The 14,037-nt window shown below is 69.6% G+C and carries 16 protein-coding genes; 6 read left to right on the top strand and 10 right to left on the bottom strand.

Features of this window, described 5'->3' with window-relative positions; all coding sequences use genetic code 11:
- The first annotated feature begins 16 nt into the window (after positions 1–16).
- Together AWC03_RS12820 and AWC03_RS12815 are read left to right on the top strand one after the other, a co-directional pair.
- Complete coding sequence (locus AWC03_RS12820) at positions 17–526, top strand: FAS1-like dehydratase domain-containing protein (RefSeq protein ID WP_085240841.1); 510 nt, start codon at positions 17–19, stop codon at positions 524–526.
- A gap of 10 nt (positions 527–536) precedes the next feature.
- Positions 537–1,463 carry a cyclopropane mycolic acid synthase family methyltransferase gene (locus AWC03_RS12815; RefSeq protein WP_085240840.1) on the top strand — a complete coding sequence of 309 codons (927 nt, stop codon included), beginning with the start codon at positions 537–539 and terminating at the stop codon, positions 1,461–1,463.
- An 81-nt stretch (positions 1,464–1,544) separates the two neighbouring features.
- Here AWC03_RS12815 and AWC03_RS12810 read toward each other — a convergent pair whose 3' ends face one another.
- From AWC03_RS12810 to AWC03_RS12770, 9 genes are all read right to left on the bottom strand, one after another.
- Positions 1,545–2,630: a lysophospholipid acyltransferase family protein gene (locus AWC03_RS12810; protein WP_208859336.1), complete on the bottom strand. Its 1,086-nt coding sequence runs from the start codon at positions 2,628–2,630 to the stop codon at positions 1,545–1,547.
- Positions 2,612–3,739 carry an SDR family oxidoreductase gene (locus AWC03_RS12805; protein WP_085240838.1) on the bottom strand — a complete coding sequence of 376 codons (1,128 nt, stop codon included), beginning with the start codon at positions 3,737–3,739 and terminating at the stop codon, positions 2,612–2,614. Before AWC03_RS12805 ends, AWC03_RS12810 begins: the two co-directional genes overlap by 19 nt.
- Positions 3,740–3,791: 52 nt before the next feature.
- On the bottom strand, positions 3,792–3,893 hold the full coding sequence (locus AWC03_RS12800; protein WP_003402602.1) for a 30S ribosomal protein bS22: 102 nt from the start codon (positions 3,891–3,893) through the stop codon (positions 3,792–3,794).
- 159 nt (positions 3,894–4,052) lie between these two features.
- Positions 4,053–4,307: a cell division/environmental response transcriptional regulator gene (locus AWC03_RS12795; protein ID WP_085240837.1), complete on the bottom strand. Its 255-nt coding sequence runs from the start codon at positions 4,305–4,307 to the stop codon at positions 4,053–4,055.
- Positions 4,308–4,447: 140 nt separating this feature from the next.
- Positions 4,448–5,323: a pyrroline-5-carboxylate reductase gene (gene proC, locus AWC03_RS12790; protein ID WP_208859335.1), complete on the bottom strand. Its 876-nt coding sequence runs from the start codon at positions 5,321–5,323 to the stop codon at positions 4,448–4,450.
- A gap of 27 nt (positions 5,324–5,350) precedes the next feature.
- A complete protein-coding gene (locus tag AWC03_RS12785) occupies positions 5,351–6,193 on the bottom strand; it encodes a thioesterase family protein (RefSeq protein ID WP_085240835.1) in 843 nt (280 codons plus the stop codon).
- A gap of 16 nt (positions 6,194–6,209) precedes the next feature.
- A complete protein-coding gene (locus tag AWC03_RS12780; protein ID WP_085240834.1) occupies positions 6,210–7,052 on the bottom strand; it encodes a sugar phosphate isomerase/epimerase family protein in 843 nt (280 codons plus the stop codon).
- A gap of 24 nt (positions 7,053–7,076) precedes the next feature.
- Positions 7,077–8,030 (bottom strand): hypothetical protein, encoded by a 954-nt coding sequence (locus AWC03_RS12775; protein WP_085240833.1) that lies wholly within the window; start codon positions 8,028–8,030, stop codon positions 7,077–7,079.
- Positions 8,027–9,043, bottom strand: coding sequence for a Ppx/GppA family phosphatase (locus AWC03_RS12770; protein WP_085240832.1), 1,017 nt, complete (start codon positions 9,041–9,043; stop codon positions 8,027–8,029). The genes AWC03_RS12775 and AWC03_RS12770 overlap by 4 nt, the downstream gene beginning before the upstream one ends.
- 220 nt (positions 9,044–9,263) lie before the next feature.
- Between AWC03_RS12770 and AWC03_RS12765 the strand changes: the two genes are divergently transcribed.
- Positions 9,264–10,049, top strand: coding sequence for a DUF3109 family protein (locus tag AWC03_RS12765; RefSeq protein ID WP_085240831.1), 786 nt, complete (start codon positions 9,264–9,266; stop codon positions 10,047–10,049).
- A 4-nt stretch (positions 10,050–10,053) separates the two neighbouring features.
- Here AWC03_RS12765 and AWC03_RS12760 read toward each other — a convergent pair whose 3' ends face one another.
- Positions 10,054–10,776 carry a FadR/GntR family transcriptional regulator gene (locus AWC03_RS12760; protein WP_085240830.1) on the bottom strand — a complete coding sequence of 241 codons (723 nt, stop codon included), beginning with the start codon at positions 10,774–10,776 and terminating at the stop codon, positions 10,054–10,056.
- Between the two features lie 42 nt (positions 10,777–10,818).
- On the opposite strand from AWC03_RS12760, the gene AWC03_RS12755 reads away from it, so the two are divergent.
- From AWC03_RS12755 to AWC03_RS12745, 3 genes are read left to right on the top strand one after another with little or no spacing between them, the layout of a single operon-like run.
- Positions 10,819–11,775, top strand: a complete 957-nt coding sequence (locus AWC03_RS12755) for a hypothetical protein (protein WP_085240829.1) — start codon at positions 10,819–10,821, stop codon at positions 11,773–11,775.
- Positions 11,772–12,101: a hypothetical protein gene (locus AWC03_RS12750; RefSeq protein ID WP_085240828.1), complete on the top strand. Its 330-nt coding sequence runs from the start codon at positions 11,772–11,774 to the stop codon at positions 12,099–12,101. Before AWC03_RS12755 ends, AWC03_RS12750 begins: the two co-directional genes overlap by 4 nt.
- Positions 12,098–13,963: a GMC family oxidoreductase gene (locus tag AWC03_RS12745; protein WP_085240827.1), complete on the top strand. Its 1,866-nt coding sequence runs from the start codon at positions 12,098–12,100 to the stop codon at positions 13,961–13,963. Before AWC03_RS12750 ends, AWC03_RS12745 begins: the two co-directional genes overlap by 4 nt.
- Positions 13,964–14,037 lie beyond the last annotated feature (74 nt).

Below are 14,037 nucleotides of genomic sequence, written 5' to 3'. Positions count from 1 at the left end.
GGAGAGCAACAGCGGCATGACGACCCCCAAAGAAGCCGAAGGACTCATCGGCAGCCACTACCGGGCCCCGGACCACTTCCTTGTCGGGCGCGAAAAAATCCGGGAGTTCGCGCTCGCCATCAAGGACGACCATCCGACGCACTTCAGCGAGGAGGCCGCCGCGGCCGCCGGGTACGACTCGTTGGTGGCTCCGCTGACGTTCCTCGCCATCGCCGGACGGCGCGTCCAGTTGGAGATCTTCACCAAGTTCAGCATCCCGATCAACATCGCGCGGGTGATCCACCGCGACCAGAAATTTAAATTTCACCGGCCGATCGTCGCCGGCGATAAGCTGTACTTCGACACCTATCTCGACTCGGTGATCCAATCCCATGGCACCGTGCTCGCTGAGATCCGCAGCGAAGTGACCGATGTCGATGGGAACCCGCTTATCACCAGCGTCGTCACGATGCTGGGGGAAGCGTCAACCGAAGCTGACACTGAGGCAACAGTGGCCGCGATTGCATCGATATCTGCAGGAAAGTAGGGTCCAATCAATGACTTCACAGGGGGAAACGGGTAGCACGCAGCTGAAGCCGCCGGTCGAGGCGGTCCGATCCCATTACGACAAGTCGAACGAGTTCTTCAAGCTCTGGCTCGACCCGTCGATGACCTATAGCTGCGGCTATTTCGACGAGAATCCGGATCCCAACAACCTCACCAAGACGCTGGAAGAGGCGCAGTACGCCAAGCGCAAGCTCGCGCTGGACAAGCTCAACCTCGAGCCCGGCATGACCCTGCTCGACATCGGCTCCGGGTGGGGCTCGACCATGCGGCACGCCGTCGCGGAATACGACGTCAACGTCATCGGGCTGACGCTCAGCGAGAACCAGTACGCCCACTGTGTGGCCGAGTTCGACAAGATGGACAGCCCCCGCCGCAAAGAGGTGCGGATCCAGGGCTGGGAGGAATTCCCCGACGAACCGATCGACCGCATCGTGTCGCTGGGCGCATTCGAGCACTTCGCCGACGGTGCGGGCGACGCCGGGTACGAGCGGTACGCCACCTTCTTCAAGAAGTACTACGACTTGCTGCCCGACGACGGCCGCATGCTGCTGCACTCGATCGTGGTGCCCTCCGCCGAAGAGGGCAAGGCGATGGGTTTGCAGGTGAACATGACCCTGCTGCGGTTCATCAGCTTCATCTTGAAAGAGATCTACCCGGGCGGAAAGTTGCCCCAGGTCGACCTGGTCGACAAGTACGCGACCGACGCAGGTTTCAAGATCGAGCGCCACCACTTCATCGGTAAGAACTACGTTCCGACGTTGACCGCCTGGGGGGATGCGCTCGAGGCGCATAAGGACGAGGCGATCGCCCTCAAGGGGCAGGAGACCTACGACATCTACCTGAAGTACCTGCGGGGCTGCTCGGACCTGTTCCGGGACGGTTACACCAACGTCTGCCAGTTCACGCTGGTCAAGTAAGTCACCCGAGAAACGCCCCGGAAGCCGTTGGCTCCGGGGCGTTTTCGCGTCAACGAACGATCAGGAAAAGCGACGCGAGCTTCAGCCGAAGAAGATGTTGCGACGGCCCGCGAGCAACCGGTACAGCGTCTGCTGGATGGTCTCGCGGACCTGGTCGGTCAGCTCGAAGGTGACCATCGGGTCCTCCGCGTCGGAAGCGGCGTAGTCGTTGGTGTAGATCGGCTCACCGAAGGCGATGCGCCACTTCGACGGCAGCGGCACCAGACCCGCGGGACCGGCCAGCGGGAAGAGCGGCGTGATCGGGAAGTAGGGCAGGCCGAACAGGCGGGCCAGCAGCTTCACGTCGGTGAGCATCGGGTAGATCTCTTCCGAACCGATGATCGAGCACGGGATGATGGGCGCCTTCGTGCGCAGCGCCGCCGTCACGAAGCCGCCGCGGCCGAATCGCTGCAGCCGGTAGCGGTCCTCGAAGCGCTTGCCCAAACCCTTGTAGCCCTCCGGGAACACGGCGGTCAGCTCGCCGGCGGCGAGCAGCCGGTGCGCGTCCGCCGTGCAGGCCATCGTGTGGCCCGCCTTGCGGGCGGCTTCGCCCACGACGGGCAGGTCGAACACCATGTCGGCGGCCAGCAACCGCAGGTCGCGGTGGGCGGGATGCTCATCGTGCACCGCCACCGACAGCATCAGCCCGTCGAAGGGCAGCACCCCGGCGTGATTGGCGACCACCAACGCGGGCCCGTCGCCGGGCAGGTTCTCCACACCGCTGACCTCCACCCGGAACCAGGACCGGAAGAAGAACCGGAGCAGGGGCCGGACGATGGCGCTGTTGAAGTGCGGATCGAAGCCGAACTCGTCGACGGCGTAGTCGCCGGTGATCCGCTGGCGCAGGAACCCGGCTACCGCGGCGACGCGTTGAGCCAGTTCGTTGAGCGGCACCTCCGACGACCCCGCGGCGGCGCGACGGTGCTCATCGATCTCGCGGACGACGGCGGCGATTTGTTCGGCGGACCCCCGGCCGTGGGGATCCGAGAGCGAGGACGGATGCTGGCGAGATGACTCCGCGCGCTGGTCGGCTCTCCGACGTGCCGCTACCCGCCCCCGATTCGTGTGCAGTGGAATAACATTCGCTCTGTTCTCACCCGCCACGATACCTACCTGACCCCACCCCACGTAACTGGATTTCGGCTACCCCAGCGCTGAGCTAAAGAGATGGCGCGACCCTCCAGGGAGCGTACCCGATGCGGGTCGATAATGGGAGTCATGCCGCGGCCGCGAACGTAGTCGTCGAAGGCCTCGGCCGTCGTCCATTTCGGCTGGTAGCCGAGCTCCGAGCGCATCCGCGTGGTGTCCATGACCCGGCCGTAACTCAGGTAGGCAAACTGATCGCGGCTGATCTCGTTGTAGCGATTGGCCCGCCTCAGTGAATCCAGCGCCCAGACGCCAAACCCTGGCACCGGCAATGGAATCCGGCCGGCGCGACGAATCGCCTGCGACAACATGATGATCCCGTCGGCCCCGATGTTGAAGGTGCCGGCCTTGCCGGCCATCGCCGCGCGCTCCAGCGCACCCAGCGCATCCTGCTCGTGCAGCAACTGCAGTCGCGCGTCGCGGCCGAACATCGTGGGCACCAACGGCCCGGCCAGATACCGCGAGAGCGTGGTATCCATCGCCGGCCCGATCATGTTCGCCAGCCGCAGGATTGTCACGGCGATATCGGGCCTGCGCCGCCCCAGACCGCGCGCGTAGGTCTCGATGTCGAGGCTGTCCTTGGCGAAACCCCCGCGCAGCGGACGGCGGCTGGTGCTGTCCTCGGTGAACATCACCGGATCGTGCGCGCTGGACCCGTACACCTCAGACGTCGACTTCAGCACGACGCGGCGCACCGAGGGCGCCTTCTGGCAGGCCGCGAACAGCTGCATCGCGCCCATCACGTTGATTTCCTTGAGCGCCGCGGTGCCCCCGGACCGCGGCGCGTACGACGCTGCCGCCGCATGCACCACCGTGTCGACGTCGCCGTTGCGAATCACCTTGGCTATGAAGGGATTGCGGATGTCGGCACGAACGAACTCGGCGCGGCCCATCCGGCGCAACATGTCCTTGCTGGGCGCGATCGCGTCCACCGCGATGACCCCTGTGATCATCGGGTTCTGCACGAGCCGCGCGGTCAGGTAGCCACCCAGGAACCGGCACGCACCGGTAACCAGCACAACCTTGGGGTAATGCACCGTGTTGCTCGCGGTGTCGCCGGTTCCGGCGCCTTCCCCACTCGACTGATCCACCCAAACAGCCTATCGACCGGGAGAGACCGCAGCACTACGCCGCGGCTGGGCCCTACTTACCGAGTTTTCTGCGCTGCACCCGGGTGCGGCGCAACAACTTGCGGTGCTTCTTCTTCGACATGCGCTTGCGCCGCTTCTTGATTACTGAACCCATGAACTCCGCTATCTGACCCGTGACCTGCTTGAGGATTGACCGGGACACTTTACCCGGCGGGACGCACCGAACACCAAACCGGTGTCGGCGACCGCCGCGTAACCGCGAAGCGCACGGCTGGCCGGTTGGACGCGCACTCAGCGCACGGCCAGTTCCAGATCAGCCCGCGTCGAAGTAAGAGGTCTCGAGCATGTCGTGCACCGCCTTGGCGTGCACCCGGAACGAGCGCCCGACCCGGACCGCGGGCAGCTCGCCGTTGTGCACCAACCGGTACACCGTCATCTTCGAGACCCGCATCAACGCCGCCACCTCGGCGACGGTCAAGAACTGCGTCCTGCCCTGCTGGCCGTCGCCGGGACCGGTGTCCCGCTTACCAGCAGAATCTCGCGCCGATGGCCCGTTCGTAGACGTCATCGCAACCCAATCGTGTCAGGCCCGCGCAATGCCAGCGGCTTCCCCTCCGCTGGCACCCACACGTGCATACAAAGAGGAGAATAGCGGGACTAATGGGGTTACTGGTACTGGTGGGGGACAATCAGTTCAAATTTCTTGGATTACTCCGATGTAATTCTTAGCTGCTCAGAGCGCGTTTTGGCGGCCTGGACCGCCGCGTCGACGGCCGCCCGCAGGCCGCCCCGTTCCAGTTCGCGAAGCCCCGCGGCAGTGGTGCCGCCGGGCGAGGTGATCGTTGCGCGCAGCTGCGTCGGGGTGGCGTCGACGCGCAACCCCGGCGCCTCCCCTTCGCCCGGCCGCCGCTCGGCGTCCATCCGTTCCAGCAGCATGGCGGCCGAGCCGGCCATCGTCTGCGCCGTCAGGTCGGTCGCCACCTCACGACTCAGCCCGGCCGCGACCCCGGCGTCCACCAGGGCCTCGACCATCAGGAAGAAATACGCCGGCCCGGATCCCGAGAGGGCGGTGACGGCGTCCATTTGGGCTTCCGGCACCGTCAGCACCCCACCGACCGAGTCGAACAGGGCCGAGACCCCCTCGAGCTGCGGGGCCGTGACGAACCGGCCCTTGGCCAGCGCGGTCACCCCGGCGCCCACCAGCGCCGCCGCGTTCGGCATCGCCCGGACCACCGGCGTGCCGGCGGGCAGCCTGGACTCGAAATACGAGATGCTGATCCCCGCCGCCACCGTCACGAAGACCTGCTCGGCGCTGTCGCTCGCCGACGCCGCGGCCACCCGGGCCAGCTCGGCCATCACCGGCTCGACGTCAGCGGGCTTCACAGCGACCACCACGAACGACGCGTTCTCCACCGCGTCGGCCACCGAGGTGACCAACACGGAGTAGGTGGCGGCCAGATACTCGGCGCGCTCCGGCACCCGCTCGGCCACCACCAGGTCCTTGACCTGCCGACCGGCCCGCAGCAGACCCGACAGCAGAGCCTCCCCGATGCTGCCGCCACCGACGATCGCGATTCTTGCCATGCCCGACAGCATCGCAGACAGCGGCGGCTACCCGGCGGCAGGGACCAACGCCAGCTGGCGGGCCTGCACCACCAAGCGGCCCAGACTGTCGACCACGGTGTGGTCCTCGTCGAACCAGTCGTGGCCGATCTCCGTGCACGTCGCGGTGATTCGCAGCCACCCGTCGGCGGGCAGGCCGCGCAGGAAGGCGGTCAGCTGGATGGTGGGCGCCCAGCCGGTGCGCTCCACCGCGAAGGTCACCGGCGCCGACAGATCCCCGCACATGAGCGCGAACAACCCGTCCGGCGCCACTCCGCGCGGGCGCGCCCACATCTGGATCACCGGCGGGCCGCCGTCGGCGGGCGGCTCCAGGCTGGACAGCACCGGTCGCACGTCGCACCCTTCGCCCAGGTGCACCAGGCCGGCCAGCGGGTGGCCGGGCCCGATCGGCGCGATGTCGTCGGGGGGCTCTGGCGCCATCAGGCCCACCACCGGGTTGGCCGACAGCAGCGGCTTGGCTTCGCCATCGGGCGGGAAGTGCTCCGGCTCGCCGAGGTTGACCACCGCGTGCACCGCCGTCCGGTCGCCCTGGGTGAGCTCGACGTCGACGACGCTGATCCGGCGGCCCCGCTTGCGGATCGAGGTCACCAGCCGCATCGGTCCCGGATCGGGCGCCCACAGGAAGCTGGCCGACACCGCGACCGGTTCCAGGACCCGTTCCAGGCCGGACGATTGCCCGCCGCAGGCTGTGCGGGCCGCTTTGGCGCACAGCGCCAGCATCGCGCCGCCGTGCACCTTGGGTCCGATGGTCCAGTGCTTGTTCAGCTCGCCTTCGAAGACGCCGGGACCGACCTCCCGCAACGCCATCGCGGTGGTGAATAACGCGTTCATGGTCTCCTGGATCTGATCAGCGCAGCAGGTGCGTGCGGGCGAACTGCAACGACTCGGCGAGCATGCCCTCGCGCTCGTTGGCTGAACGCGCGCTGGACGTCGACACCTCCAGAATGACGTGGCCGGCGAAGTGGCTGCCGGCCAGCAGCTGGCACACCTCGGCGGTGGGCTGCGTGCCGCGCCCCGGCACCAGGTGTTCGTCGGCGGGCAGGCCGCTGCCGTCGCACAGGTGCAGGTGGACCAGCCCGTCCGCCATCCGTTGCGCCATCTCCAGCGAGTCGCTGCCCGCGGTCGAGGTGTGCGACAGGTCCAGCGTGTAGTGCGCGTGGTTGCCGTCCAGCGGGTCGTAGGAGGGCGCGAACGCCGAGATCGCCGGGCCGGGGCCGCCGCCACGCCGGCGCATCCGCTCGCGTGACTGGCCCGACCCGAAAAACCGGTCGGCCCGGAACGGGAACATGTTCTCCACCGCGATCATCACGTCGCTCGACGCTTCCAGCGCGGCGACCTGGTCGCTGAACCCCTCGGCATAGCGCCGCTGCCAGCGAAACGGCGGGTGCACGACGACGGTCTGCGCGCCCAGTTGTTCGGCGGCGCGCACACTGCGGTCCAGCTTGGGGATCGGGTTGGCTCCCCACACCCGCTGCGAGATCAGCAGGCAGGGGGCGTGCACGGACAACACCGGCACGCGGTAGCGCCGGGACAGTTTGGCGATGGCGTCGATGTCCTGACTGACCGACTCGGCCCACACCATCAGCTCGACGCCGTCGTAACCCAGCCTGGCCGCGTACTCGAACGCGGCCTCGGCCCGCAACGGGTACACCGAAGCCGTGGAGAGTCCGACTTTGATAGCTGGGCGCAACGGTCTGTGGGGTTCCGGGTCCGCCTAGCCCGACTGCAACGACAGCGCCAGGGGGCCCAGGGTGATCAGTGCCCCCACCGCGACGGCGATCAACGTGCTCGCGATGTCCTCGGTCTTGCGCACCACCCGGACCCCGACCACCAGGCCGAGGATGACCAGCACCGAGAGCACCAACGCCACGATCCTGTTCCAGCGCCACAGCTCGTCGAAGGCGACGAACAATCCGGCGCCGAAGGCGACGGCCAGGATGGACTGGAACACCACCAGGCTGCCGCGCCACAGCGCCTCGAGCCGGCCCGCCGGGTGAACGTCGGCGGCCCGCCCGGCCTCGTCCCCGAAGTGGTCCTCCTCGCGCTCCTCGTGCGGTAAGAACCCGGCGGCCAGCGGGTCGGCGTCCTCTTCGACCTCGTCGGTCTCGGTCCGCAGGAAGGAGCGGACGTATGCGGAGTCCTCCAGCGCGGGTTCGGCGTCGCGCACCTCCGAATCCATCACGTCCACCGGCAGGTCGGTGTAGTGGTCCAGCGGGTCGGGATTCATGCCCTCGGCGCCGGATCGGCCGGCGCCGTTGCTGTCCCCGGCCTCGCCATGGCTCAGCGGGCGCGGGTAGGCGCTGCGCTCCGGCCCCGTGGCCGTCTTCGGCTGTGCGGGCGACTTGGGCCAGCGCGGCTCCGGCTGCGACCAATAGGTGGCGGGCTTGCCTTCGCTTTGCCGCTCGGGCGCGGCCGGCTCGGCGACGCGCTCCTCGGCCACCGGTTCTGCGCTGGTCCGCCCGGCCGTGCGCGGGTCCTCGTGGTCGTCGCGGATGACCGGGATCTCCCCGGTCAGCTCGGCGACGGTCACCGCGTCGCTATCGCCGCGGCGGCGGCGCCGCCGCCGGGTGACCGCCGGGGCGCCGATGGTTCCGTTCTTGGCCAGAAGTTCGGCCACCGAGATAGGCCGAGTGCCGGGGCTCTCGGTCTCGGAATGTGGTCCGGTCATGCTTTGTCGCCTCTCGATCGGTTGCCGTCCCGATCACCTGCCTGGCCTCCAGCATCGCGCACGGATCGATTCATGAGGGGCGTTCCGTCGGCTTCGCTGTCGAGTTTGCGCAAGATGAGACCCTCCCGTAACGCCCACGGGCAGATATCCACCGATTCAATCGCCAGCGCTCGCATACTCGCCTCCGCCACCAACGCACCCGCCACGATCTGCGGCGCCCGCTCGGCGCTCACCCCTTCCAGCTCTGCCCGGTCGGCGGTCGTCATCCTAGAGATGAAAGATATGAGTTGCCTGAGGCCGTTTGCTGTGAGCGTCCTTTTCACCCGCGGTCCGGCGGCCGACGGCGCCGCGCCGGTGAGCCTGGCCAGCGAGCGGAACGTCTTCGACGTCGCCACCGCCAGGTCGGGTGCGCCGGCTTCGAGCACGGTGACGGCGGAATCGGCGAGCTCGGCGTCCAGCCAATCCCGCAGCATGCCGACCCGGCGCCGGCCGGGCGGGTCGTCGGGCAGCCACTCGCGGGTCAGCCGGCCGGCGCCCAGCGGCAGCGACAACGCCACCTCCGGCTCCTCGTCGACCCCGCTGGACATCTCCAGCGAGCCGCCGCCGATGTCGAGGTTGATGATCCGACCGGCACTCCACCCGTACCACCGGCGCACGGCCAGAAAAGTCAGCCGGGACTCGTCGACCCCGCTCAGCGCCTCCAGCTCGACGCCGGTCTCTTTGCGGACCCGGGTGAGCACCTCCTCGGAGTTCACCGCGTCGCGCAGCGCGGACGTGGCAAACGCCATCAGCTCGGCACAGCCCGAGCTGTCGGCGATCTTGGCGAACTCGTCGATCGTGGAGATCAGCTTCTCCGCGCCCCGCTTGGTGATCTTGCCGGAGCTGTCGATCGACTCGGCCAGCCGCAGCGTCGCCTTCGTCGAACTCATGGGCGTGGGGTGCCCACCACGGTGCGCATCAACCACCAGCAGGTGAACCGTGTTGCTGCCCACGTCCAGCACGCCCAATCGCACGCCAAACAACCTAGTCGGGCGACGATGCGGGCCGCGTTGCGGCCCGCTGAGGAGCACGACAATTTAACCTTGCGGGCGACGATGCGGGCCGCGTTGCGGCCCGCTGAGGAGCACGACAATTCAACCTCTTGCGGGCCGCTGGGTCGTTCGCCGATCTCGCACCGCCGGGACCCGAGTGTCAGCGGGCCGAACGGCCGGAATCGTCGTCTAACGTGGACCCGTGGCGAATTCGTACCCGGAGCCGGGACACGAGGTCGAACTGGACTTCGCCCGGGAGTGGGTGGAGTTCTACGACCCGGACAATCCCGAGCACCTGATCGCGGCCGACCTGACCTGGTTGCTGTCCCGCTGGACATGCGTGTTCGGCACGCCCGCCTGCCACGGCACGGTGGCCGGCCGCCCGGATGACGGGTGCTGCTCGCACGGGGCGTTCCTGTCCGACGACGACGACCGCGCGCGGCTCGACGACGCCGTGCAGCAGCTGACCGACGAAGACTGGCAATTCCGCGAAAAGGGCTTGGGCCGCAAGGGATACCTGGAGCTCGACGAGCACGACGGACAGCCCCAATACCGTACCCGCAAGCACAAGGACGCCTGCATCTTCTTGAACCGGCCCGGCTTTCCCGGCGGCGTCGGGTGCGCGCTGCACAGCAAGGCCCTCAAGCTGGGCGTCGCCCCGCTGACCATGAAGCCCGACGTCTGCTGGCAGTTGCCGATCCGGCGCAGCCAGGAATGGGTGACACGGCCCGACGGCACCGAGATCCTCAAGACCTGGGTCACCGAATACGACCGCCGAGGTTGGGGTTCCGGGGGCGCCGACCTGCACTGGTATTGCACCGGCGACCCGGGCGCGCATGTCGGGGCCACGCAGGTCTGGGAGAGCATGGCCGACGAGCTGACCGAGCTGCTCGGCACGAAGGCGTATGCCGAGCTGGCGGCGATGTGCAAGCGGCGCAGCAAGCTGGGCCTGGTCGCGGTGCACCCGGCCACCCGCCTCGCCGAATAGCCCGTCAGGTCGCTTGGTTCTTGTTGTACGACAACACCATTCGCTGCGCACTCGCGCCCAGGTAGTCCTCGACCGCGGCGGCGGCCGCGGTCTCGTCGCCCGCCAGGACGGCGTCGGTGATCGCAGCCAGCCCGGCCACCACGGGGGCGGCGTCGTCGTAGGCGGCGGTGAGCTCGTGCTCGCGGCCGCCGAAGGCGTGCTCGACCCAGCGGTACAGCAACGCCAGGGCCCGGTTGCGGCTCTGCTGGATCAGGACCCGGAAGTAGGCGAGGTCGGCAGCCTGGCGCGCCGCCGCGCTGTCGGCCTCCCGGACCGCGGCCAATGCGCCGCGCAGGGCCTCCGCGTCCTCGGGGGTGCCGCGTCGCGCGGCAGACCGCCCGATCAGCGGGCCCAGGGCGGCCCGGATCTCGAACAGCTCCACCAGGAACTCCGGCCCCAGCCTGCGGACCAGCGCCTCGACCACCGCGGGGTGGGTGAGCGCCTGTGGGTCCGCGACCACGTTGCCACTGCCGTGCCGGGCCTCGATCAGGCCCATCTGCTGCAGCCGGGCCAGGCCCTGCCGCAGCGACGTGCGGTTGACGCCGAGATGTTCGGCCAGGTCGCGCTCGGGCGGTAGGGCGGAGCCCGGCGGAAACGCCCCGTCGAGGATGGCGTCGGCGATGGACGCGGCGATCTGTTCATCGACGCGCTGGCGGTCGGGCGGACGCAGCGGACTTGACTGGTTCATTGGCTCAACCAATATAGTGGACGAACTGACGGGAGGTGAGCGATGGACGGCGACACGCGGTCGGCGGTGACGCCACGCTGGCGCGGCACGGCCGGCCGGCTGGAGGTCTGGTACGCCACGCTGTCGGACCCCAAGACACGCGCCGGGCTGTGGGTGCACTGCGAGACGGTGGCCCCGATCGCGGGCGGCGGTGACCCCTACGCGCACGGCTGGGCCACCTGGTTCGCCCCCGACGGCCCGCCCCGCACCGAGCGGTTCGGGCCCGTGCCCACCCGGCCGGCGACCGGCCCGTGGTGGTTCGACGCCGCGGGGGTGCGGGCGGGCGAGATGCGGCTCGAGGGACGCGCCGGATCCATGGCCTGGGAGCTGTCGTGGACGGACGCGGGCGCGCCGCTGTGGACCTTTCCCCGCGCGGCCTGGGAGCGCGAACTGCTGCCGGGCGCCCAAGTCGTCGTCGCCCCCACCGCCGACTTCACCGGCTCGTTGACCGTCGCCGACACCGCCTTGCGCCTCGAGGGGTGGCGCGGCGGCGTCGCGCACATCTACGGGCACGGCAACGCCAAACGCTGGGGCTGGGTCCACGCCGACCTCGGCAATGGCGACGTCATGGAGGCCGTCACCGCGGTCTCGCACAAGCCCGGGCTGCGCAGGTTGGCGCCGATGGCGTTCGTCCGGTTCCGGATCGACGGAAAGGATTGGCCCGCAGGCCCTTTACCGTCGCTGCGGATGCGAACGACGCTCGACGTGGCGCACTGGCAACTGGAGGGACGCATCGGCGGTCGCCGGGTGCTCATCCGGATCGACCAGCCGCCGGAACGGTGCGTGAGCCTGCAATACACCGATCCCGACGGTGGCAAAGCGGTGTGCACGAACACCGAACAGGCCGACATCCACCTCGAGATCGACGACCGCCGGTGGTCGGTGCTGGGCACCGGGCACGCCGAGGTGGGCCTGCGCGGCAGCGCCGCACCCGCCGTCAACGAGAGGATTCCGACATGAGCTTTCTGCTCGACCCACCACTGCTGTTCGCCTCCGGCGTGCTGATCGAGCGGCGGCTGCCCGCCGACCGGCGCGACGTCGCCGAGGCCGCCACACTGGGCGTCTTCTTCGGCGGGTCGTTCGGGCTCTACAACAACGTGCCGGGCCTGGGCCTGCTGTGGCGGCCCTTCCGCGCCCGCAACGGCCGCGACTTCATGTGGAACAGCGGGGTTTTCAGCGTGCAGACCGAACAGCTCGACTGGCCGATGCACGCCGCCGCGGGGGCCATTTTCGCCACCTATCCCTTCTTCATCAAGATGGGCCGCCGCCTCGGGCGCCTGCTGTGAGCCGTCTCGCCGGCCGGGCAACCGCCTCGTTCGGCACCGCGCTGCTGCCCGAGGAGTACGGCGGGCCGGCCGCACCCGAACTGACGCAGCGCGTGGAGCGCTACCTGCGACAGTTGCCGACGACATCGCGCGTGGCGATGCGCACCGGGCTGCTCGCGCTGTCCGCCGCGAGCTATGCCACCACCGGCCGGCCGCTGTCGCGGCTCGACCCGGACCGGCGCGAGCGGGTGCTGCGGCGGGTCGCCGCGCTCAGCCCGGACGCCGGTGCGGCCGTCGAGGCGATGAAGGCGATCGTGCTGCTCGCCAACGGGGCCGAAACCTATGCGGCCGAACTGCTTTCGCATGCCACGCGGCACGACCCGGCCCGGCCCGACGCGGCGCTGAACATCGTCTCCTCGGCCGAGAGCCGCTCCGTCGTCACCGCCGACGCGGTGATCGTGGGATCGGGCGCCGGCGGCGCGATGGTGGCCCGCACGCTGGCGCGCGCGGGGCTGGACGTCGTCGTTCTCGAGGAGGGGCGCCGCTGGACGGTCGAGGACTTCCGCACCACCCATCCGATCGACCGCTACGCCGGGTTGTACCGCGGCGCCGGGGCCACCATCGCCCTCGGACGCCCGTCGGTGGTGCTGCCCATCGGCCGGGCGGTCGGGGGCACCACGGTGGTGAACTCCGGCACGTGCTACCGCCCGCCGCCGGCCGTGCAGCGGCGCTGGCGCGACGAATTCGGGCTCGCCCTGGCCGATTCCGACCGGCTGGCCGAGCACCTCGACGACGTCGAAGCCACGCTGCGGGTCGCCCCGGTGCCGCTGGACGTCATGGGCCGCAACGGGCGCCTGCTGCTGGACGCCGCCGCCAAGCTGGGCTGGCGGTCGGCGCCCATTCCGCGCAACGCGCCGGGCTGCGAAGGGTGTTGCCAGTGCGCGATCGGCTGCCCCCGCAACGCCAAGTTCGGCGTGCACCTCAACGCCCTGCCCGAGGCGTGCGCGGCGGGCGCGCGAATCATCTCCCACGCCCGCGTCGAGCGGGTGCTGCAGCGCAACGGGCGCGCCCGGGGCGTGCGCGCCCGCCGGCCCGACGGCACGGCCCTGGACGTCCTGGCCGACACCGTGATCGTGGCGGCCGGTGCCACCGAAACACCGGGATTGTTGCGGCGCAGTGGTTTTGCCGCTCACCCGCGGCTCGGCCGTAACCTGGCGCTGCATCCGGCGACGATGCTCGCCGGACGCTTCGAGGACGACGTGGTCGCCTGGCACGGGGTGCTGCAAAGCGCCGCGGTTCACGAGCTGCACGAATCGCACGGGGTGCTGATCGAGGCCACCTCCACCCCGCCCGGGATGGGTTCGATGGTGTTCCCCGGCTACGGCGCCGAGCTGCTGGGCTGGCTGGACAACGCACCACGGGTGGCGACGTTCGGCGCGATGGTGGCCGATCGCGGTGTCGGCGCGGTCTCCACGGTCCGCGGCGAGACACTGGTGCGCTACCACATCGCCCCGGCCGACGTCGCCAAGCTGGTGGCGGCGATCGAGGCCATGGGCCGGCTGCTGTTCGCCGCGGGCGCCGTCGAGGTGCTCACCGGCTTGCCCGGCGCGGCGACGGTGACCTCACTGCCCGCCCTGCAGGATGCGTTGCGGCGCAGCGACCCGAAAGGGTTGCACCTGGCCGCCTTCCACCCGACGGGCACGGCCGCCGCGGGCGCCGACGATCAGCACTGCCCGGTCGACGAGACCGGCCGGCTGCGCGGCGCCGACGGGGTATGGGTCGCCGACGCCTCCATCCTGCCGAGCTGCCCGGAGGTCAACCCGCAGGTGTCGATCATGGCGCTGGCCCTGGGGGTGGCCGACGAGGTGGTCGGCGCGCGGTAACCCCGGGTGCATTCAGGGCTTTGCGTGTGCGTCCAGGGCGGCCCTGGGCCGCTCGTGCCGCCCTGGATACCCAG

Source organism: Mycobacterium europaeum (genome assembly GCF_002102155.1).
GTDB classification, from domain to species: domain Bacteria; phylum Actinomycetota; class Actinomycetes; order Mycobacteriales; family Mycobacteriaceae; genus Mycobacterium; species Mycobacterium europaeum.
The sequence above is the reverse complement of the archived record's forward strand: the minus strand, read 5'-3'. Positions and strand labels throughout refer to the sequence as shown.